Annotated in this window: 13 protein-coding genes; 5 read left to right on the forward strand and 8 right to left on the reverse strand. The window is 72.0% G+C overall.

What is annotated here, in order from left to right; translation table 11 throughout:
- Window positions 1-50 precede the first annotated feature (50 nt).
- The 3 genes from IG78_RS0115840 to IG78_RS0115850 all read left to right on the forward strand — a co-directional run bounded on the left by IG78_RS0115840 (window position 51) and on the right by IG78_RS0115850 (window position 5,443).
- Window positions 51-2,762 (forward strand): alpha/beta fold hydrolase, encoded by a 2,712-nt coding sequence (locus IG78_RS0115840; protein ID WP_030563497.1) that lies wholly within the window; start codon window positions 51-53, stop codon window positions 2,760-2,762.
- A complete protein-coding gene (locus IG78_RS0115845) occupies window positions 2,759-3,691 on the forward strand; it encodes an ABC transporter permease (RefSeq protein ID WP_107054913.1) in 933 nt (310 codons plus the stop codon). The genes IG78_RS0115840 and IG78_RS0115845 overlap by 4 nt, the downstream gene beginning before the upstream one ends.
- Before the next feature lie 165 nt (window positions 3,692-3,856).
- Window positions 3,857-5,443, forward strand: coding sequence for a vWA domain-containing protein (locus IG78_RS0115850; RefSeq protein ID WP_030563501.1), 1,587 nt, complete (start codon window positions 3,857-3,859; stop codon window positions 5,441-5,443).
- 354 nt (window positions 5,444-5,797) lie between these two features.
- Here the strand turns inward: IG78_RS0115850 and IG78_RS42190 are convergent, their stop codons facing one another.
- Window positions 5,798-7,564, reverse strand: a complete 1,767-nt coding sequence (locus tag IG78_RS42190) for an arabinofuranosyltransferase AftB family protein (RefSeq protein ID WP_051852668.1) — start codon at window positions 7,562-7,564, stop codon at window positions 5,798-5,800.
- A gap of 287 nt (window positions 7,565-7,851) precedes the next feature.
- Between IG78_RS42190 and IG78_RS0115865 the strand changes: the two genes are divergently transcribed.
- Window positions 7,852-9,771 carry an AMP-dependent synthetase/ligase gene (locus IG78_RS0115865; RefSeq protein ID WP_030563505.1) on the forward strand — a complete coding sequence of 640 codons (1,920 nt, stop codon included), beginning with the start codon at window positions 7,852-7,854 and terminating at the stop codon, window positions 9,769-9,771.
- Window positions 9,772-9,849: 78 nt separating this feature from the next.
- Here IG78_RS0115865 and IG78_RS0115870 read toward each other — a convergent pair whose 3' ends face one another.
- The 6 genes from IG78_RS0115870 to IG78_RS0115895 form a co-directional block, all read right to left on the reverse strand.
- Window positions 9,850-10,170 (reverse strand): SCO5918 family protein, encoded by a 321-nt coding sequence (locus IG78_RS0115870; RefSeq protein ID WP_030563507.1) that lies wholly within the window; start codon window positions 10,168-10,170, stop codon window positions 9,850-9,852.
- A 62-nt stretch (window positions 10,171-10,232) separates the two neighbouring features.
- Window positions 10,233-10,526, reverse strand: a complete 294-nt coding sequence (locus IG78_RS0115875) for a CBS domain-containing protein (protein WP_037685271.1) — start codon at window positions 10,524-10,526, stop codon at window positions 10,233-10,235.
- A gap of 46 nt (window positions 10,527-10,572) precedes the next feature.
- Window positions 10,573-12,051 carry a DEAD/DEAH box helicase gene (locus tag IG78_RS0115880; RefSeq protein WP_030563511.1) on the reverse strand — a complete coding sequence of 493 codons (1,479 nt, stop codon included), beginning with the start codon at window positions 12,049-12,051 and terminating at the stop codon, window positions 10,573-10,575.
- A 392-nt stretch (window positions 12,052-12,443) separates the two neighbouring features.
- Window positions 12,444-12,647, reverse strand: coding sequence for a cold-shock protein (locus IG78_RS0115885; RefSeq protein ID WP_030563513.1), 204 nt, complete (start codon window positions 12,645-12,647; stop codon window positions 12,444-12,446).
- A gap of 314 nt (window positions 12,648-12,961) precedes the next feature.
- Window positions 12,962-15,430, reverse strand: coding sequence for a tetratricopeptide repeat protein (locus IG78_RS0115890; protein WP_051852669.1), 2,469 nt, complete (start codon window positions 15,428-15,430; stop codon window positions 12,962-12,964).
- A 122-nt stretch (window positions 15,431-15,552) separates the two neighbouring features.
- Complete coding sequence (locus tag IG78_RS0115895; RefSeq protein ID WP_225882019.1) at window positions 15,553-17,280, reverse strand: hypothetical protein; 1,728 nt, start codon at window positions 17,278-17,280, stop codon at window positions 15,553-15,555.
- A 308-nt stretch (window positions 17,281-17,588) separates the two neighbouring features.
- On the opposite strand from IG78_RS0115895, the gene IG78_RS49200 reads away from it, so the two are divergent.
- The gene (locus IG78_RS49200; protein WP_030563519.1) at window positions 17,589-19,778 is read left to right on the forward strand and encodes an ATP-binding protein; all 2,190 of its coding nucleotides are present in this window, start codon (window positions 17,589-17,591) and stop codon (window positions 19,776-19,778) included.
- Here the strand turns inward: IG78_RS49200 and IG78_RS0115905 are convergent.
- Window positions 19,775-21,010, reverse strand: a complete 1,236-nt coding sequence (locus IG78_RS0115905) for a hypothetical protein (RefSeq protein WP_318657856.1) — start codon at window positions 21,008-21,010, stop codon at window positions 19,775-19,777. The two genes, IG78_RS49200 and IG78_RS0115905, sit on opposite strands and share 4 nt — an antisense overlap.
- Between the last annotated feature and the right edge of the window lie 458 nt (window positions 21,011-21,468).

A 21,468-nucleotide genomic window follows, 5' to 3' on the forward strand; every position in this document is an offset into this window, starting at 1 on the left:
CCGACCGGCGGGGGCATTGCTTGTCGGTGGCCACCCGTACCGTTGACGCCATGGATCTACGACGGCCCAGGACCGGTGCCTGGAAGACCGCGCTGCGCGGGCCGCGCCGGCTGTTCGCCGCCGCGGCCGCGGTCGTGGTGCTCGCCGGAGCGGGTACGTGGACGGCGCTCGCGTCGGACGACGCCCCGGACGTGCGCCGCTCGGACCAGCGGCTCGACATGGGCACGTCGGCCGAAGGGCGCGAGGTGCGGATCGACACGTCGTACTTCACGGCGGGCGACCCCGGCGAGAAGCGTCCCGCCGTCCTCATCGGGCACGGCTTCGGCGGCAGCAAGAACGATGTGCGCGAGCAGGCCGAGAAGCTGGCCCGCGCCGGGTACGCGGTCCTGACCTGGTCCGCGCGCGGCTTCGGCGCGTCGACCGGCCGGATCGGCCTGAACGACCCCGAGGGTGAGGTCGCCGACGTCCGCAGGCTCATCGACTGGCTGGCCGAGCGCCCCGAGGTGCAGCTCGACAAGGCGGGCGACCCGCGCGTGGGCCTCACGGGCGCCAGTTACGGCGGCGCGGTCTCGCTGCTCGCCGCCGGGTACGACCGGCGTGTCGACGCCATCGCCCCGCTGATCACGTACTGGGATCTCGCGGACGCGCTGTTCCCGCACGGCGTGTTCAAGAAGCAGTGGGCCGGCATGTTCCTCAGCGCGGGCGGCGGCTGCGACCGGTTCGAGAAGAAGCTGTGCGAGATGTACGAGCGGGTCGCGGTGGCCGGGAAGCCGGACGCGAAGGCACGCGAGCTCCTGTCCGGACGCAGCCCCGCCGCCGTCGGCGACCGCATCAAGGTGCCCGCCCTGATCGTGCAGGGCCAGACGGACTCGCTGTTCACACTCGACCAGGCCGACGCCATGGCCAAGAAGATCCGCGGCAACCACGCCCCGGTCTCCGTGGACTGGATCGCCGGCGGGCACGACGGCGGCGACATGGAGACCGACCGGGTCGCGGGCCGTGTCGGGACCTGGTTCGACCGCTATCTGAAGGACGACAAGGGCGTCGACACCGGCCCCGCCTTCCGCGTCACCCGCACCGGTGGCATCGACTCCACGGACGGCGCCGCCACCCTGCGCGGCGCCACCGGCGACCGCTACCCGGGCCTCGCGAACGGCGTGCGCGAGGTTCCGCTCGCCGGCAGGCCGCAGACCTTCGACAACCCCGCGGGCGCCGCACCGCCCGCCGTGTCCGGGCTGCCCGGCATCGGCGGCGCGGCGGGCGGAGGCGGCGGCCTCTCCCGGCTCTCCTCGCTCGGCATCGGCGTCTCCCTGGACTTCCCCGGCCAGCACGCCGCGTTCGAGTCGAAGCCCGTGCCCGAGGACCTGCGCGTCACCGGCGCGCCGACCGTGCGGGCCCATGTGAAGTCCGACAGCGAGGACACGGTCCTGTTCGGGAAGGTCTACGACGTCGGCCCCGACGGCGAGCAGAAGGTGCTGCCCGCACAGCTCGTCGCCCCGGTGCGCGTCGGCGGCGCCGTGGACGGCATGGACGTCGACCTCAAGCTGCCCGCGGTCGACCACGAGCTGAAGAAGGGCCACCGGCTGCGCCTGGTGCTCGCATCGACCGACCTCGGCTATGCCTCACCGGCCGAACCCGCCGCGTACACGGTGTCGTTGAAGAGCGGCCTGAAGGTGCCGACCGCCCCCGGTGTGGACACCGCGGCGGCGCCGCTGCCCGCCTGGGTGTGGTGGCTGCCGCTCACCGGCGCGGTGCTCGCGGCGGCCCTGCTCGTCCTCGGCCGCAGACGGACCACGGCGCCCGCGCCCGACCCTCAGCTCGCCGAAGTCCCCCTGCAGATCACGGACCTGAGCAAGCGGTACGCGAAGTCCACCGACCGGTACGCGGTCCGCGACCTGTCGTTCCGCGTGGAGAAGGGCCAGGTACTCGGCCTGCTCGGCCCCAACGGCGCGGGCAAGACGACGACCCTGCGGATGCTGATGGGCCTCATCGCCCCGGACGCCGGTGAGATCCGCGTCTTCGGCCGCGCGATCCGGCCGGGCGCGCCCGTCCTGTCGCGGGTCGGCGCGTTCGTCGAGGGCGCCGGATTCCTGCCGCACCTCTCCGGGCGGGAGAACCTGGAGCTGTACTGGAAGGCCACGGGGCGACCGCCCGAGGACGCCCACCTCGACGAGGCACTGGAGATCGCAGGCCTCGGCGACGCGCTCTCCCGCGCGGTGCGCACGTACTCCCAGGGCATGCGCCAGCGCCTCGCCATCGCGCAGGCCATGCTCGGCCTGCCCGACCTGCTCATCCTGGACGAGCCGACCAACGGCCTCGACCCGCCGCAGATCCGCGAGATGCGCGGCGTGATGATCCGGTACGCCGCGGCCGGGCGCACGGTCATCGTCTCCAGCCACCTCCTGTCGGAGGTCGAGCAGACCTGCACGCACCTGGTGGTCATGGACCGCGGCAGGCTCGTGCAGGCGGGCCCCGTCGACGAGATCGTCGGCTCCGGGGACACCCTCCTGGTGGGCCTCGCGGCCGACGTACCCGACCCGCTGGTGGAGAAGGTGGCGGCGCTGCCCGGCGTGGCGTCGGCGGTACGGGCCGAGGGCGGCCTTCTCGTGCGGCTCGCTCCCGCGGACGACGCCGACCAGGCCGGTTCCGCGGCGTCCCGGCTGCTCGTCGAGCTGGTCCGGCTCGACGTCCCCGTCGAGGCCGTCGGACCGCACCGCCGCCTTGAGGACGCGTTCCTGACCCTGATCGGAGGCACCGCATGACGGCGACCGAGAGCACACCGGACGCGCCGCACGTGCCGGACGCGACGGCCACGGGCCCCTCGGGGCCGGGGGATGCGCCCGGTGAGCGGGCCACCGCGCCCGGGTACCGCGCGGGGCGCACCCTGCCCCTGCGCGTCGAGGCGATCCGCCAGCTCAAGCGGCGGCGCACGCTGGTGATGGGCGGCGTGCTCGCGCTGCTGCCGTTGGTGCTGCTCGTCGCGTTCGCCGTGGCGGGTTCGCCCGGCGGGCGCAGCGACGAGGTCACGCTGATGGACACGGCCACCGCGTCGGGCGCGAACTTCGCCGCGACCTGCCTGTTCGTGTCGGCCGGTTTTCTGCTCGTGATCCCCGTCGCCCTGTTCTGCGGGGACACCGTCGCCTCCGAGGCGGGCTGGGCCAGCCTGCGCTATCTGCTCGCCGCACCCGTGCCACGGGCCCGCCTGCTGTGGTCCAAGCTCGCCGTGGCGCTCGGCCTGAGCGCCGCAGCGATGGTGCTCCTGCCGCTGGTCGCGCTCGCGGTCGGCGCCGCCGCGTACGGCTGGGGACCGCTGGAGATCCCCACCGGCGGCACCCTGGACGCGGGTACGGCGGCACGGCGCCTCGCGGTCGTCGTGGCGTACGTCTTCGTGTCCCAACTGGTCACCGCGGGCCTCGCCTTCTGGCTCTCGACCAAGACCGACGCCCCGCTCGGAGCGGTCGGCGGCGCCGTCGGCCTGACCATCGCGGGGAACGTCCTCGACGCGGTCACGGCCCTCGGCGGTTGGCGCGACTTCCTGCCCGCGCACTGGCAGTTCGCGTGGGCGGACGTGTTCCAGCCGACACCCGAGTGGGGCGGCATGATCCAGGGCTCGGCGATCTCGGTCACATACGCGCTGGTGCTGTTCGCGCTCGCGTTCCGGGGGTTCGCACGGAAGGACGTGGTGTCCTAGCGCCTGTCTGACTTCGGGGTGCCTCGGCCGACCCGAGACCCTTCCGCAACGCGGGCGGCCGATCGTCCTCGCCCCCTCGGCCGTCACAGGCACAAGAGCCGACGAGACGAGCTGAGGGGTCGAGCCATGGGACGTATGCGTTTTCCGTGCACGCCTTTCCCGCGTATGCGCTTCTCGCGCACCCGGGAGCGAAGTGCCGGACGCGGAGCGGCCGCCGCCGTCCTGGCGGGCGGGCTGCTGCTCGCCGGGTGCGGCGGCGGCGGGAGCGCGGACGCCGACCGGGCCGACGGCAAGCGCCGCGCCGAAGGCGCCCAGCCCGGGCCCGCGCCCGCCCCCGACCTCCGCGTCCCGGCCCCGGACGGACCGCAGGACCGGCGGGACCGGCCGCAGGACCGGCAGGACGGCAGCAATCGCGACCTCGCCCCCGAACCCGCCCCCGCCGACCTGCTCTCCACCTTCGCCCTGGACGTGGACACCGCCTCCTACGGCTTCGCGCGCCGCACCCTCGGCCAGGGCCGCCTGCCCGACCCGGCGACGGTGCGCCCCGAGGAGTTCGTGAACAGCTTCCGGCAGGACTATCCGAAGCCGGACGGCGACGGTTTCTCCGTGACGGTGGACGGCGCCCGCGCCGGCGCCGACGGCTGGTCCCTGATGCGCGTCGGCCTCGCCACCCGGCCGGACGACGAGCGGCACGCACGCCCGCCCGCCGCCCTCACCTTCGTCGTCGACATCTCCGGCTCCATGGCCGAGCCGGGCCGCCTCGACCTGGTCAGGAAGTCGCTCGGCGTCATGACCGACCAGTTGCGCGACGACGACTCGGTGGCCCTGGTCACCTTCAGCGACCGCGCGGAGACGGTCCTGCCGATGACCCGCATCGACGACGGCCGCGACCGCGTGCACGAGGCCGTCGACCGGCTCAGGCCCACCAGTTCGACGAACGTGGAGGCAGGCATCACCACCGGCTACGACACCGCGTCCCGGGGCCTGCGCGAGGGCGCGACCAACCGTGTCGTGCTCCTCTCGGACGCCCTCGCCAACACCGGTGACACCACCGCCGACGGCATCCTGCGGCGCGTCGAGGAGGCCCGCCGCGCCCACGGCATCACGCTGTTCGGCGTCGGCGTGGGCAGCGACTACGGGGACGCCCTGATGGAGCGGCTCGCCGACCGCGGTGACGGCCACACCACGTACGTCGCGGACGAGGAGGACGCCCGCGAGGTGTTCTGCGAGCGACTGCCCGCGCAGATCGACCTGCGCGCGCGTGACGCCAAGGCGCAGGTGTCCTTCGACGCGGAGACGGTCGAGCGGTTCCGGCTCATCGGGTACGACAACCGGCGCGTCGCCGACGAGGACTTCCGTGACGACCGGGTGGACGGCGGGGAGGTCGGGCCCGGGCACACCGTGACGGCCCTGTACGCGGTACGCACCCGGCCCGGCGCGCGTGGCCCCGTGGCCACGGCGCGCGTCCGCTGGCTCGACCCGGGGAGCCGGGCTCCGCGCGAGGTTTCCGCGGGCGTGTCCGCGGACGACCTCGACCGTCCGCTGGCCGAGGTCGGGCCCCACCTCCAAGTGGCGGCCGTGGCGGCCTACTTCGCGGAGGGGCTTCGCGGTACGGGACTGCTTCCCGGGGCCCCGTCTCCGGCCGAACTGGAGGACTGGGCCGAGGCCCTGGCCTTCGTCACCCGGGACAAGTCCGTGGCCGCCCTGGCAGACGGCATCCGCCGCGCGAACGAGATGGGGGGCGCCCCGTAAGGGCCCCGTAAGGGGCGCGGGGAACTGCGCGCTCAGCCCAGAAGCAATCGGCAGCCGCCTCTGCCGAGGCACCGAGCAGACGCGGCTGCGGCTTTGCCGTGGCTGGTCGCGCAGTTCCCCGCGCCCCTGGCCTTCGTCTCCCGGGACAAGTCTGTGGCCGCCCTGGCAGACGGCATCCGCCGCGCGAACGAGATGGGGGGCGCCCCGTAAGGGCCCCGTCAGGGGCGCGGGGAACTGCGCGCTCAGCTCGGAAACAAGCCGCAGCCGCGTCTGCCGAGACACCGAGCAGACGCGGCTGCGGCTTTGCCGTGGCTGCGCGCGCAGTTCCCCGCGCCCCTTACGGGGCCCCGGCCCCTACGGAGCGCCACACAGTTGGCGCTCCGCCCGCACCGGGTCATTGGGGAACCGGAAGGACGTCCGCTCCGGCGCCCCGGCGACATTGCGGAGGAACCGCCCGGGTGTGAGCGGCGCCCGCGTCGCAGCGCGAAGTTCGGCGAGCGCCCCGCACCGCAGGGCGCGCCGCGCGGCGGCGACCCGCTCAGGACGGAACCCGGCCGGCAAGGCCCCCGCCCCGCGGTCGGCGAAGATCCACTCGTCGGGCAGCCACTTGTCGTGGCCGACGCGGCGTTCGGGGATGCGCTCCGAGTGGGCGGCCAGCGGATAGGCGAGGCCGATCGGGTCGAGGGCGGCGCCGTCGAGGGGGACGACGGTGCCGTTGAGGCCGAGGGTGGCGTAATAGGCGGTCACCGAGGGCGAGTCGCCGCCCACCCGGTTACGGGCGAGGAACAGCGCGGGCGCCCCCTCGCGCCCGGCAGCCCGCACCTCGCGCGCGTACGCCGCGTTCTCCCGGTAGCCGCCGAAGGCGTGGTGCACGGGGTGCGCGGCGGCGTTCTGCCGGACGTACACACCGCGTTCGTCGGCGATGCCGCCGGGCCCGATGAGCCCCTCGTACCCGATCCGCAGCCCAGCCGCGCACACCACGGCCCACACGCCGACCCCGAGGGCGGCCGTCGCCCACGCGCGCGTGGCGGGCACGAGGAACACCGGGAGCAGCAGCAGGAAGAGCCCCGGCAGGAACATCCGCCCGTGCATGAAGTCCCCGCCGACCTTGATGACGTACACCCAGCAGAGCACTCCGGCGACGACGGGCGCGAGCACCGGGGCGAGCGGTACGGAGAGCCGACCGCGGCAGGACGGCAGCAGGGCCGCGGCGATGAACAGGACGGGCAGCCACAGCAGATAGGGCCCGGCGAAGTCGTCCAGGTAGTCGAAGCCACGCGCCCACAGGCTCTGCGAGGCCTCCTTGGTGACGCCGGGCAGCGGCACCAGATGCCCGTAGTAGCCCATGCGGAAGATCTCGTACGCGACGGGCAGCGCCCCCGCCACACCCGCACCTGCCAGCGCGGCGCGCCGCGAGGGGCGCGCGCTCAGCCACTGCGCGCCCAGGAACACGGCGGAGACCAGGGCCAGATCGGGGCGGACGAGCGGGCCGAGGCCGAGGACGAAGGCGGTACCGAGGGAGCGGGGCCGGGCGACGAGCAGCAGCCAGGCACCGCCGATCCAGCAGGTGGCGAGCCCTGTCTCCAGGCCGGAGGTGGCGAAGTCCCAGACGGGCGGCAGGGCGAGGGGGACCAGGGCGCCGAGGGGCAGCAGGACACGGCGGCCGCTCCTCACTGTGCCCCCCTCCGGCTCGCGGCGGCCACGGGGCGGGGCGCCGCCGGGAACGGCGCCGCCGGGAACGGCGCCGCCGGGAACAGCCCCGCCGGGAACAGCCCCGCCGTCGTGCAGGCGAACCGCCCCCCACGCGGCGAGCGCGAACCCGGCCGCGGTGAGCAACAGCCCGCCGTACACGGCCGCGGTCGCGATGTCGGCGCCCGGCAGCCCGGCGAGCACGAGCAGCCACTGCCACAGCGTGCCGGTGGACGACTCGGCGCGCTCGCCCGCGTTGAACACGGGCCCGTTGCCCGCGAGGATCTGCCGGACCGTGCGGACGTAGATGTGCCCGTCGTCGGACATCCAGCGCCGCCGGTACCCGGCGACGAGGATCAGCACCGCGGGCGCGAGGCAGAGCGCCCACCGCAAGGGCGTCCGGACGGCGGCGAACCGGCCGCCCGCACGCACGGCATCCGCCCCCGCGGAAGCGCCGCCGGGGCGGGCAGATCGGACAGGGGTGCGCGTAAATGTCATGCACCGTACTTCGGCGCAGGTCAGCGACGGCTTGAACGAGGACCCGGGCGGCCGTCGTGAGCGGTGCGCGGGAGCGCGGTGCGCGGCAGCCGGGATGCCCGGCGTGCGGCCCGGAGTACTTCTGCCCGAACCATTGAATTTCCCTTACGCGTCGGTAAGTTGACTTCAGAGTAAGGAGTTGTTCGCCGTACCCGTGTCACGTGGACGAACCGGGAGCCGTCATGGGCGTACGCAAGGACCTCAAGCAGGCGCGCCGCCGCACCGACCTGGCGGACCGTGCCAAGGTCGAGACCGTCAGGGACGAGCACGGCGTCGTACGGGAGGCCCGCACCCCCGCCCTCGCCGCTCCGGCCGTCCGCGGCAGCACCGCGGACATCCCGTACACCAACGCGGCCGAGGCCCCCGACGCCGTCGTGCTGCGGCGCAAGGAGGCGGGCCGGTGGCGACCCGTCACGGCAGCCGTCTTCGCCCGCGAGGTCACCGCGACCGCCAAGGGCCTCATCGCGGCGGGCCTCGAACCGGGCGGCCGGGTCGCCCTGATGTCCCGTACGCGCTACGAGTGGGCGGTCCTCGACTTCGCGATATGGGCGGCGGGCGGCCAGAGCGTACCCGTCTACGCGACGTCGTCCGCCGAGCAGATCGAGTGGATCGTGCGGGACTCCGGTGCCCGGCTCCTGATCGCCGAGAGCGCGGAGCACGCGGACACGGCGCGGCGCGCGGTCGCCGGGCTCGATGTGCCCCCCGCCGTGTCGGTCATCGACGACGGCGCGGTCCTGGAACTCGCCGAGCGCGGCCACGGGGTGAGCGACCAGGAGGTCACCGAGCGCCGCTCGGCCCTCGGTCCCGACTCCGTGGCCACCCTCTGCTACACCTCCGGCACCACGGGCAGGCCCAAGGGCTGTGTCCTCACGCACGGCAATCTGCACGCCGAGGCGGCCAACACCGTCGACCTCATGCACCCGGTCTTCAAGGCGATCACCGGGCAGACCGCGTCGACCCTGCTCTTCCTGCCGCTCGCCCACATCCTCGGCCGCAGCATCCAGATCGCCTGCATGCTGGCGCGCATAGAGTTCGGCCACTGCCCGAGCATCAAACCGGACGAGCTCCGCCCCGAACTGCGCTCCTTCAGACCGACGTTCCTCGTGGGCGTGCCGTATCTGTTCGAGCGCATCCACGACACCGGTCGCGCGACCGCCGAGAAGATCGGCCGCGGCGCCTCCTTCGACCGCGCCGACCGGATCGGCGTGGGCTTCGCGGAGGCGTATCTGAACAAGTTCCTGGGGCGGGGCCCCGGCCCGTCCCTCGGCGCCTACGCGGCCTGGGCGCTCTACGAAGTCCTCGTCTACCGCCGCATCCGCAAGGAGGTCGGCGGCCGCCTCCGCTACGCGATCAGCGGCGGCTCCCCGCTCGACAAGCGCCTCAACCTGTTCTTCTACGGCGCCGGGATCGTCGTCTACGAAGGGTACGGACTGACGGAGACCACCGCGGCCGCCACCATCGTGCCGCCGCTGGGGCCGCGCCCCGGCACGGTCGGCGTGCCCGTGCCGGGTACGGCGGTACGCATCGCGGACGACGGCGAGGTGCTCATCAAGGGCGGCATCGTCTTCACCTCGTACTGGAACAACAAGGAGGCCACCGACGCCGTACTGAGCGGTGACTGGTTCGCCACCGGAGATCTCGGGTCCCTGGACGAGGACGGCTACCTCACCATCACAGGGCGCAAGAAGGACATCCTGGTCACCTCGGGCGGCAAGAACGTCTCACCGGCCGTCCTGGAGGACAGGCTGCGCGGCCGGCCGCTCGTCGGCCAGTGCCTCGTCGTCGGCGACAACCGGCCCTACGTCGCGGCGGTCGTCACCCTCGAACCGGAGGCCGCCGCCCACTGGCTGGCCGTCCGTAAGCGCCCCAAGGACACCCCGCTGTCCGCACTGTGCCGTGACCCGGAACTGCTCGCCGATGTCCAGAAGGCCGTGGACTACACGAACCAGGCGGTGTCGCGGGCCGAGTCCATCCGCCGGTTCGTGGTGGTCGAGGGCGAGTTCACGGAGGAGAACGGGCTGCTCACCCCGTCCATGAAGGTCAAGCGCCGGGCGGTGACGGAGGCGTTCGCGGGCGAGATCGAGGAGCTCTACCGGGGCTGAGGGGGGGCCGACCGGCTTTCCGGTCGGGGCGGGCGCGGGCGGCGGCCTTGTGCCGGCCGCGCCCGCCTGCCCCGTCGATCAGCCGGCGGCGGGGACTCCCAGCATGGCGGAAGCCCGCTGGAGCGGGCTCATGCGGGGCGCGGGCGCGGGCACGGGCGCGGCCGTAGGGAGCGCACGGCAGGTGAAGCCGAGCTGAGCCATGGCCCGAAGAACCTCACCCGCGCTGAAATCGCGGCGGTCCTGGCGGGTGACGACCTGGCCGACCTGTTTCACGGGGTAGTGGCGCCGCCCGATGATCACCGAATCTCCGGTGACCGGCTCAGGCTTGACGCCTTTCATCGTTTCCAGGACGTCGCTCTTGGTCAGGTCGAACGGGAAGCGAGCGATGACACAGCGCATGAGACCTCACAGGAAGAAGGGGGACCGGGGGGAGCTGATTCAGTGGGCGAGGGAGGGCTGATTCAGTGGGCGAGGGCGAGGCCGCCGTCGCGGACGTCGCGCAGGCGCGTCCGATCCGTGTACGCGGAGCAGTCACGGACGGCCATGAGCCCGGCCCGGGTGACCAGATCGGTGCGCCTGCCGTCCTCGTCGCAGACGAGCAGGTGCTCGACACGGGCGCCGACCATCACGGACAGGGCGACCTCGACGGTCATGTCGTCCCAGACCCGAGGTCCGGCTTCCTCGACGGCGTCGGCCGATGACCCGCGCACGGGCTCGTCGCTCATCGAGTGGGACTGCATCTGAACCAGCGTCAAAAGGTGCCTCCTGCAGCGGTGGGTCAGCTTTCTGATCACGAAGGTGCTAGGCCGCCGCGTCGACAACGAACCGCTGCGGTGCGGAGGCACGCCGCGCCGCCGAAGCGGGGCGACGACGGCCGCGTGCCGCGCTGCCGCGCTTGGGGCGTTCGACCACCGGCGCGGTGATGACGACCGGAATTCCCGAGGGGGCCTGGGCGCCGGTGATGCGGTGCAGCTCCTGCTCACCGGACCGGACCTGGGTGATCTGCGGGCTGATGCCCGCGTCCGACATGAGGCGGACCATGCCGCGGCGCTGGTTGGGGGTGACCAGCGTGACGACGCTCCCGGACTCACCGGCGCGGGCGGTGCGACCACCGCGGTGGAGGTAGTCCTTGTGGTCGGTCGGCGGGTCGACGTTGACGACGAGGTCGAGGTTGTCGACGTGGATGCCGCGGGCGGCGACGTTCGTGGCGACGAGCACGGTGACGTGCCCGGACTTGAACTGCGTCAGGGTGCGGGTGCGCTGGGGCTGCGACTTCCCGCCGTGCAGCGCCGCGGCGCGCACGCCGCTGTTGAGCAGGTCCTGGGTCAGCCGGTCGACGGCGTGCTTGGTGTCCAGGAACATGATCACGCGGCCCTCGCGGGCGGCGATCTCGGTGGTGGCCGTGTGCTTGTCGGCGCCGTGGACGTGCAGGACGTGGTGCTCCATCGTCGTGACCGCGCCGGCCGAGGGGTCGACCGAGTGGACGACGGGGTCGGTCAGGTAGCGGCGCACCAGGAGGTCGACATTGCGGTCCAGGGTGGCGGAGAACAGCATGCGCTGCCCCTCGGGGCGTACCTGGTCCAGAAGCGCGGTGACCTGGGGCATGAAGCCCATGTCCGCCATCTGGTCGGCCTCGTCAAGGACGGTGATGCTCACCTGGTTCAGGCGGCAGTCACCCCGGTCGATGAGGTCCTTGAGGCGTCCCGGGGTCGCGACGACGATCTCGGCGCCACTACGCAGCGCGTTGACCTGCCTGCCGATCGACATCCCGCCCACGACCGTGGTCAGGCGCAGCCTCACGGAACGGGCGTACGGGGTGAGCGCGTCCGTGACCTGCTGCGCCAGTTCGCGGGTGGGGACGAGGATCAGCCCCAGCGGCTGGCGGGGCTCGGCGCGCTGCCCAGCGGTCCGGGCGAGCAGGGCAAGGCCGAAGGCGAGCGTCTTGCCGGAGCCGGTGCGCCCGCGGCCGAGGACGTCACGGCCCGCGAGGGTGTTCGGCAGCGTCGCTCCCTGGATCGGGAAGGGAACGGCCACGCCCTGCCTGCCGAGCTCGGCAAGGAGCGGTGCCGGCATGTCGAGGTCGGCGAAGTCCTCCACGGAGGGAACAGCCGGGGTGATGGTCTTGGGGAGGGCGAACTCACCCTGCGGAGCGGCGGGCCGACGGCCGTGACCACTGGAACGGCGCGGGGCCGGCGCCCCGAAGCGGCCACCGCTCTTTCCGGCACCGGTGCTGCCACTACGGGCGCGGGCAAATCGGTCGTTCGTACGTGTGCGGTTCATGCGGGAACCTTCCTCGATGCGGCGCATATCAAGGAATTCCGCAGCGATGAGCGACGCAGAGAATTACAAGAATGGACCGGTGCTGAAAAGCGAAAGCGAATCTGGCCGACGGATGATCCATGCGGACACAGGCGCTGAAAAAATGAGGGACGCGAAGCGGGAATAAATCCGGAGCGTCGACTGCGGTGGAGATCGTGCGGGGCACACATGTGGGGTGCACATGCGGGGGTGCGCTGCGAAAGTGCGTCTGGATCCCCGTACGAGCGTCCGCGTGAGGTGTGGCGGCGGATGTTCTCCGCGTCGCCCGCAGGTGGAATCACTGCGGGGAAATGCCTAGAGCTGGGGCCCGCACCCCTAAGGATGCGGGCCCCAGCTCTAAGTGCGCGTAAGCGTCAGGCGGGAACGATGTTCTCGGCCGTCGGGCCCTTCTGGCCCTGCGCGATGTCGAACTTCACCTTCTGGCCTTCGAGCAGCTCGCGGAAGCCCTGGGCGGCGATGTTCGAGTAGTGGGCGAACACGTCAGCGCCGCCACCGTCCTGCTCGATGAAGCCGAAGCCCTTTTCCGCGTTGAACCACTTCACGGTACCAGTAGTCATGTCAATCTCCTTTGGGGCAAAACATCGGAATCCGCACTGTGCGGACACCGTGTCGCCGCGATGATTACCCCGCCCGGAAATGACCGGTCATACAAAAGCGCCCCTACCGCAGTATCCGGCCAGGAGCACTTGAAGTTTTCGGGAACCACAACTGCAACTGAGACGACAGTAGCACGTCATGGCGGCCGGTGGGGGGAAACTGAACTCGCTCTGCTCATTGCGCTGAAAAACCTCTCCGCCCGGCTCGTTAAATTCTCACTTCGCGAACACAGACATAGGTTCGCGGCGCGCGGTGATTGCTCCCGGGTGCCGTGTCAGTCAGTGCTTGTGCCCGGATTCTCCAAGGAGTGCAGACGCTCGGTCAGGCTCTCCGTCAGCGGGCTCCCCATGTCCGCGTGGATGGTGACGACTCTGGTCAGGTCGTCTCGCAGTGTGGAGCGGTCGGCACCGGGGCGTTCGGCGATGGAGACGAGGTCGAGCAGGGCCTCGGCCTCGTAGGCGTGTGCCTCAAGGCGCTTCAGTGTCCGCGCTGCTTCGCGCAGGGTCAGTACGGCTTCGCTGGTTCGGCCCAGATTGTCGAGGGCACGTCCGAGTGCGGCGGTGGCGCGGGCGGCCATGCGGTGGTCGGGTACCGGCAGGGCGAGCAGATCTGTGCGTGCGCGATGAAGGGTGCCGAGGGCCTGGTCGTGGTCGCCGCGCGCGTCCTGGGCACGGCCGAGGAAGAAGGCGGCGATGGCTGCTCCGCGTGGCTCCCCGCCCCGCGTGTTGAGTTCCCTGGAGCGCCGGTACGCCGCTACGGCCCGGTCCAGGTCGAAGCGGTCCCAGTACCGGCCGGAGAACTCAAGGACCGAGGCGTGCAGCACCGGGTCGTCGGCGATCTCCGCGCAGGAGAGGGCCGCCGTCAGCTCCCGCAGTGCCCGATCGTGTTCACCGATGTCCATCAGGGGGCGGGAGAGCAGACTGCGCAGCCGTGCCTCAGCGGCCGGAGACACCGCGGCGGCCGCGTAACGCGCACCCAGTTCCAGGGATTCCTGCCAGTCGCCGAGGTGGCGATGGTGCAGGAACAGGACGGTGAAGCACTCGGCCAGTTGCCAGCCGGGTGTGTGCAGCGAGGGTTCGTCCGCCGCGCGCAGGACGGCCATGATGTTCGCGCGCTCGGCCTCCAGCCAGTCCAGCGGGCGTGGACCGGTCCGCGTGGCGAACGGATCGGGTTGTCCTGCCGTCAAAGTGCGCGGATCGGCGACGCGCAGGCGGTCCGCACGCACCGAGCGGTCCGCGAGCGCCGTGAGGACCAGGTAGTGCGTCAGTACGCGCCCCGTCACCGCGAGCCGGGTGCCGGACTGCTCCTCGGCACCCGCACGGTCGCGTGCGTGGAGACGGACGAGGCCGTGGAACCGGTACCGACGCTCCTCCGTGACCTCCAGCAGGCTCATGTCATCAAGGACGTCGAGGAGTACCTGGGCCGACTCCAGGTCCCGGCCGAGGGCGGCCGCAGCGGTTGCCGCGTCGAAGGTCGGGCCGGGGATCCAGCCGAGGAGCCGGTAGCCGTGGGCCATGTCGGCCGGCAGTTGCCGGTAGGCGGAGTCGAAGACCGCGGACACCGGGGACTCGCCGCCCACGCGGAGTGCGGACAGCCGCCGTCCGTCGTCCGCGAGTTCGGCGGCAAGAGCGTCCAGTGTGAGGCGAGGGTCGTTCACCAGACGGGCCGCGGCGACCTGCAGGGCGACCGGTAGGCCCGAGCACAGGCCGACCACCCGTTGGGCGGCTTCGGGATCACCGGCTACCCGCTCCTGACCGCATCGGTCGGCCAGGAGCAGCAGTGAGGCGGCCTCGGTGAGGGGTTCGAGAGGCAAGGGGCGGGCGCCGTCGAGGGAGAGTTCACCCAGCTTGAACGTGCTCGTCGCGAGTACGGAGCTGCCAGGACCGTTCGGGATCAGGGCCCGTACCTGGGCGGGGGAGGACACGTCGTCGAGTACGAGCAGGACGCGCAGATCCGCGGTCCGGTCACGGAAGAGTGCGGTGCGCTCGCCGAGGGATGGGGGCAGGTGGGCATCAGCCACTCCGAGGGACCGCAGACAGTGGCCGACGGCCTCGGTGACGTCCGCCCCCGGGTCGGTGTGATGGCGCAGCGCCGCGAAGTCCACGTAGAGCCGACCGTCGGGGAAGTACTCGCGTGTCCGGCGTGTGTGCGCCCAGTGGCGGGCCAGTGCCGACTTCCCGACCCCTGGCGGGCCGGCGAGGACGCGGACGTCCACGTGTGAGGGGTCGGTGTCGTGAGCGAGCTGGCTGTTCAGGACGGCCAGCTCGTCCGAGCGGTTGATGAAGTGATGGCGCGGGGCCGGTACTTGTGAGGGCGGCCCTTGGCGTCGGAGGGCTTCGGGCACGTGGTACGAGATCGGGGAGTGGGCGGCGGAGCTCGCCGCTCCCTGCGATCCGGTGCTCCCCGCGGGAGGATCGCCCGCCAGGCCGCTCATTTCGCTTAAGAGATCCACCAGTTCCTGAGCGGTCTCGGAGCCTTGCCGCAAGGAGTGGCGCAGCCGTCTGCGCAACTGATCGGCGGAGTCGCCCACGGCGTGCTCGTTGTCCGACCGCAGTGACGCCGCCAACTGTTCGAAAGCGATGCGAAGTTGCTCGACATCTTCGGTGGCGGCGCCCTGGTCACGGCGTCGGCTGAAAAGGTGGGTGAGGCGGGCGCGCACCTGGGTCCACGCTTCGGTGACGGCGAGTCCGACCACCGTGCTCGTCGCACCCGATGCGGCCAGTGCCGCCACCTCGATCGCCACAGGGCCCCCTCACATACCGGCGGTGCTGCCGAACCAGCCGTACCTCTAGTGCCGATGACCACCGTAGAGGGAGCACGGTCGCGTTGGCAGCAGGTCCAAGGAGAACATCGAGGTCGTGGGCCTCAAGTCGTGACGGCGCGCAGGCGTAGCCGTGTCTCGGGGGCGTTCGCGCCGTCGGCGCGCAGCACCACTTCGATCCCGATCGCAGGAACGTCGGCGCGCAGGCAGGCGTAGACCGCGGAGGCGGCCAGTGCCGCATCGACGGCGCGACCGTCGGCGGAGGACACCTCTACGACGCTCCCATCGCGGAGGTTGGCCATGCACACCCCGGAGTCCAGCGCGTTCGCGGCGAGGACGCTGCCGGGCAGGCGTGCCAGGGCATCTCGTGCCCAGTGCCGTGCGGCGGCGAGGTCCGGGGCCGCAGTGGAGCCGAGCAGGACGGAAGCGCTCTCGGTCAGGCGTCGGTCGCGTTCCTCGGCCGGTTCGACGGCGAGATGCCAGAAGGACCGTTCGGTCTCAGGCTGCTCCCGGGCGACAGAGGTGGGGAAGCGGCTGACGCCGATGGTGAGGTGGCCGCGGGGAGTGGACTCGGTACAGAGACGGGTGCCCACGACCCACGAGGTCACCGGAGCCGCGGGATTCACCGGGGTGGTGAGGGCGAGGGGGCGTGGCGCGTCGCTCGGCGGCAGGGGGAGACCGAGCAGGTCGTAGACGGCCGCACGCAAACGAGCGAGCGCCGCCCCCGGCGTCTCGAAGGCGCGCGCGGCCACGGCCGTGTATTGATCACGACGATCCGCATGGCTCTGTACGAGATCGTCGATCTGAGCCAGGAGCCCGCCGTCGGCATCGAGGCGTGGTGTGAACCGGGCCAGATCCGCGCTCGCGGTGCCCGGTACGGCCTCGCTGCCGTGCGCCGCCAGAGCCACGGGTCTGCCGAGCGCGGCTCCGTAGAGGGTTACGGAGCCGTGGTCACCGATCACCGCGTCGGCGGCGACGAGCGCGGGCCGCCAGTCGTGCACGGGCGGCATGAGCAGCAGACCGGCGTCGAGGGCTGCGGCCTGGAGTGTCCGGATGTGCCATGCTCCGTGGGCCGACCACACGTTGGGATGCAGAATCAGGCCGACCCGGTGGGTGTCCCAGGGCAGTTCGCTCAGGAGCCGGGCGGGCAGCTCAGGGTTCTGGGCGATGAGCGAGGTCGGCCCCCAGGTCGAACTGACCATCACCAGGCGCTGATTGTCCTGAACCTCCAGAGCGCGCCGGTAGCTCTCCCTCCGGTGCTCACTCACGAGCAGTTCGTCGAGGCAGGGGTCACCGACGAGCAGCGTGCGCCCGGCGGACTTCGGGTGCGCGGCGACGAGCTGCCGTTCCTGGTCGGGGTGCGAGACGGCCATCCAGGCCCGTCCTGCTTCGATCAGTTCATCCGGCACGACGCCGGACAGGCGGTCGCGCGGGGCGCGGGAGTCCGGGACGTACTTCTGGAAGCCGACCCCGTGCGGGAGCACCAGGACCGGGCAGTGCCCAGCCGGAAGATCGATGTGCTCACTGGCGCTGACGATCAAGTCGGGTTCGATGTGGGAAAGTTGCTCCCAGGGAATGACCCGGCAGCCTGAGTCGTGCAGTAGATCGATCGAGCCGTCGCTGAAGGCGGACCCAGGGTCGTGCGCGAAGACCACGGTGATCCGGGTATCGCCGCGCAGGAGCGCCGGCAGTACCTCCAGGATGCGGATGGTCGAGGTCAGGGTGCGGGCTGCGACGACGAGCGTGCGCTCGCCGGGGAAGGTTCGCCAGCGATGGGCGTCCTCACCCACGGGGACCCGCAGGAACGGGATGTCAGCGAAGCGCGCGGCCACCCCGGCCCCCCAAACCTCCGGCGCCGGCTACGCGGCTCGCGGCTCGCGGCTCGCGGCTCGCGGCTCGCGGCTCGCGGCTCGCGGCTCGCGGCTCGCGGCTCGCGGCTCGCGGCTCGCGGCGGAACAGGCATTGTAGATCGGTTGGGAGGGCCCATTCATAGCTTCCTTTTGGGGACGGTCGGCTCGGATTGGGGACGTTCGGCTCGGAGGAATGGCTGACCCATACGGCGGAGTTGACAAGGGCTCAAAGGTTTCCGCGGGCTGTGGCCGTGGCGATACAGTCCGGCAGAGACGAGGGAGGGGCCGACGTGCTGGAGACTGTGGCGCTGAGCGCGCTGACTGCTTTTCTCACGGCCGCGTGGAACGGCGCCGCGGGAGAGGTGGGCAAGCAGACGCTCCTGTCGGCCGGGGCGATGGCGAGAAGGACCTTGGGGAGGGAAACGCCGCTGCCGACAGGACCGGAGGGGTGGCAGACCCTGGCGGGGCAGGTTCACGCGCGCCTGCGCCATGATCCCCAGCAGGCGGGCGAGTGGGCGCTCCTCGTACGCAGCTTCTCCGGACAGGCGATGGCTCTGCCGCCGGCGGCCGGACTCCCCCCGGCCTCACGGGACTTCACCGATCGCCAGCAGGTCCTGAAAGAGTTGAAGCGGGAGGGGACGCGCCGGGCCGACGGACGGCCGCGCGTCGCGTTGCTCCATGGGCCGCCGGGGATCGGCACCACCGCGGTGGCCCTGCATCTGGGCGCGACGCTGCACGCCCAGTTCCCCGACGGGCAGTTCTACGTCGACCTGCGGGACACCTCAGGCGGGCACGGCCCGGAGCCCGCCGCTGTGCTGCTGCGTCTGCTGCGGCAGATGGGCGTCCCGCCGCAGCGGATGCCCCCCACCGCGGCGGGCCGCGAACAGCTCTACCGTCAGCTCACCGCGGGTCGCAGGGCTCTGGTGGTGGTCGATCACGCTTCCTCGGCCGCCCAGGTCCGCAGTCTCGTCCCGGCTGCTCCCGATGTCTTTCTGCTGGTGGTCGTCTCCGGCCGACCCTTTGTGCTGGAGGCCGAGCGCGTCGCTGTTCCTCCGCTGAGCGACCGGTACGCGGTGCAGATGGTGAGGAAAGTGGCGGGGAAGGAGGAGGTCGCGCGCGCCAAGGCCCGGATGCCGCACCTGCTCGCGCGGTGCGAGGGAAACGCTTTCGCGCTGAAGGCCGAGGCGCTGCGACTCCGCACCGAGGAGGCCGGTCAGGCCGGTCAGCCCGGTCAGCCCGGTCAGCCCGGTCAGGGCGGTCAGCCTGGTCAGCCCGGTCAGGGCGTTCCGGAGCCAAGTGCGGGAAGGCCGGGGCACGATCCGGTACGCGACGCCGTCCGGACCGCCTGTGACTGCCTCCGGCCGGGGACGGCGCGGCTCATCAGGCTGACGGCGCTGGGCGGCTGGCCCTCCATCGACGCACGCCTGGCTGCCGCGGCCGCGGACACCACGCCCGAAGAGGCGGCCCGGATGCTCGTCGAGGCATCGGAGGCCCAGCTCCTGGACCCGCTGGGGGACGAGCGCTACCGCTTCCGTCCCGAGGTGCGGCGCTGCCTGGCCGACACCGCGGGCCCCGAACACGGCATACCCGAGTGCTCCGCCGCCGTGGAGCGCGCGCTCGACTCCCTGCTCAACCGCGCCCTGCACGCGGCCCATGCCGCACTGCCGCAGAGCTGGCGCACCGAACCCGCGCCGGCGGACGGGGACGTCCACCGTGACGAGGCGCAGGGCGTGGCGGAGCTCGCGGCGGAGGCGGGCAATGTGGTCCGAGCGGTATCCGTGGCCGTGGAGTACCAGCACTTCACTACAGCGCTGCGGCTGGCCCGGGCCCTTTGGCCACTTCAACTGAAAGCCGGTTACTGGGACGAGGTGCTGCCCGCGCTGCGCGTGGCGGCCAGGTGCGCCGACGAACGCAGGCCGCACTCCCGCACGGCGGCCGGGCTCCACTTCCAGCTCGGGCACTGCCTGGGAGAACTCCAGCAGTGGGAGGAAGCCGCGCGTGAGGCGCGCGCTGCCATCGCGTGTGAGCGCGCGGAAGGCCACGTACGCGGCGAGGCTTCGTCCGTCGAGTTGCTGGGCCTCTTGTACCTCTACCAGTGGCGCTACGAGGCCGCCTTCGAGCAGTTCGGCGCGGCTGAGCGCAGCTACCGGCGGATTACTCCGGGACAGGAGGGGGCGCGGGACGTGGCGCGTGCCCTCGCCCTGGTCGATCGCCACCAGGGGCGTGCCCTGCGAGGGATGGGGCGGTTGGCGGAGTCGCAACGCCTGCTGGAGTCGGCGACGGACTTCTTCAAGGAGCAGGGGGAGAGCTACAACCGCGCACGTGCTCTCACGGACCTGGCCGAGACCCTCCTCGACGCGGGAGAGAACGCCGAAGCGCTGACGAAGATCACCGAGGCGGAGGGCCTGCTCACCCCAGCGGCCACTCCGCACCTGCGGTACCTCGCCGGACTCCGGCTGCGCTGCGAGGGCAACGGCTAGCGGGCCGTCACGACCACCGGGTGCACGCCACCGGCGACGCGCACCCGGAGTGTGACGGCGCCTTCGCGCGGAACGCTGCCACCGCCGGCCAGCCACGCGTACAACGCTGAGGCGTACGCCGCCGGGTCGGCGTCCGCCGCCGGGCGCGCGGACAGGTGGAGCAGACCGTGTTTGCGGCTGCGTACGGTGCAGGTGTCCGGGCCGCTCACGTACGCGGCGACCGTGCAGTGCTCGTGCCGCGCCAGGGCCTCGGCCGTCCATACCGCCGGGCCGCCGAGGCGCGGGTCGTTCGCCGACTCGTCCCGCACGATCACGTCGGCCAGCTCCAGGCTGCCCGGGTCCCGGGTCTCCTCGTGCACCGCCAGATGCACGTCACCGTCGGCGTCATAGGGGTGTTCGGTGGCTCGCTCGACCACGATGCCGGTCCCGGTGACGCGCGTGAGTACGCGGAGCGGAGCTGTCCGCCGTGGTGGGTCGTAGGGAGGCAGGGGCAACGGTTCCAGCAGAGCGGGGGCAGCGGGCTCAGGGAGGTCCATCAGGGCATAGAAGTGCTGCCGCAGGAGCGCTGCCGAGGCGCCTGGCGCCGAGGTGACGAACTCCCCGGGATCGGCGGCCGAGCGGTGCTCGGTGAGCAGCCGCTCCACCTGGGGGCGCAGGGCGCCGTACGGATCGAGCAGCGGTGCGTCTCGGACGAACGCGGCGAGCGGCGTTCCGGGGTCCAGCCGGTCCTGCCCTCTGGTCGCCATCAGCACCGGAAGGCCCAGAGCGGACGCGTAGTAGGAGACGGCGCCGAAGTCGCCGACGACGGCATCGGCTGCCAGCAGGGCCTGCCGCCAGGCGTGCGCGGGGTCGATGAGAGTCAGCCCGCTGCGCAGGGCCCGGTCCAGCCAGGCGCGGACTTGGCCGGGGCCGTGCCCGTACCAGATGTTCGGATGCAGCACTGCCGCGAGCCGGTAGTCGTCGGCCGGCAACTCCGCGGTGAGCCGGGGGAGAAGGCCCGGAAGGAGGTCCTGATCGCCACCGCTGCCGAAGAAACCCTCGGGATTCCAGGTGGAGTTGAGTACGACGAGCCGTTGGCCCCGTCGCACGCCGAGGGCCCGCCGGAAGCGGTCGCGGTACGGGCGCGCGGCGAGCATCCGGTCGAAGCAGGGGTCGCCGGCGAGCACGGAGACGTCCACGGCCTCGGGACACGCGCGACGCAACCGGTCCAGTTGTTCCGGATGTGACAGCACGAGACCGTCCATGAACGGTTTGCCGTCCGCCAAGAGCCACTCGGGAGACAACCCGAACGTCGGCTCCCGGCTCCCGGCTCCCGGCTCCCGGCTCCCGGCTCCCGGCTCCCGGCTCCCGGCTCCCGGCTCCCGGCTCCCGGCTCCCGGCTCCCAACTCCATGCGAAATAACGGATAGTTTGCCCGGAATGGAGGAGATCTGTCCGCCGAAGCTCGCAGATACCGCAAGGTCTACGGGTGTCGAAAGCGCTTGATCCCAAGGCAGTACGGGAAGACCCAAGCCGGCGGAGAGCTCCTCGATTCCGTCCTGAAAAGCAGAGGAGCCCGTGGATGTGAGGAGTAGCTGCACGCGGAAGTCGTCATGGAAAAGCGGCAACACGTCCATGAGGCGGCCGGCGGAAGTGACGTTGTGAATCACCAGCAGAACCCGACGGCGAGCTGTGCGGCTGGCCCAGCGTTC

Origin of the sequence: Streptomyces aureocirculatus (assembly GCF_000720475.1) — a bacterium.
In the GTDB taxonomy this organism is placed as follows: domain Bacteria; phylum Actinomycetota; class Actinomycetes; order Streptomycetales; family Streptomycetaceae; genus Streptomyces; species Streptomyces aureocirculatus.

Excerpts from the sequence above, each read along its gene's own strand:
- IG78_RS0115870 (WP_030563507.1), bottom strand. The coding sequence starts at position 10,170 with ATGCGCTGTGTCATCGCTCGCTTCCCGTTCGACCTGACCAAGAGCGAC.
- IG78_RS0115885 (WP_030563513.1), bottom strand. The coding sequence starts at position 12,647 with ATGACTACTGGTACCGTGAAGTGGTTCAACGCGGAAAAGGGCTTCGGC.
- IG78_RS0115880 (WP_030563511.1), bottom strand. The coding sequence starts at position 12,051 with ATGAACCGCACACGTACGAACGACCGATTTGCCCGCGCCCGTAGTGGC.
- IG78_RS0115850 (WP_030563501.1), top strand. The coding sequence starts at position 3,857 with ATGCGCTTCTCGCGCACCCGGGAGCGAAGTGCCGGACGCGGAGCGGCC.
- IG78_RS0115865 (WP_030563505.1), top strand. The coding sequence starts at position 7,852 with ATGGGCGTACGCAAGGACCTCAAGCAGGCGCGCCGCCGCACCGACCTG.
- IG78_RS0115845 (WP_107054913.1), top strand. The coding sequence starts at position 2,759 with ATGACGGCGACCGAGAGCACACCGGACGCGCCGCACGTGCCGGACGCG.
- IG78_RS0115840 (WP_030563497.1), top strand. The coding sequence starts at position 51 with ATGGATCTACGACGGCCCAGGACCGGTGCCTGGAAGACCGCGCTGCGC.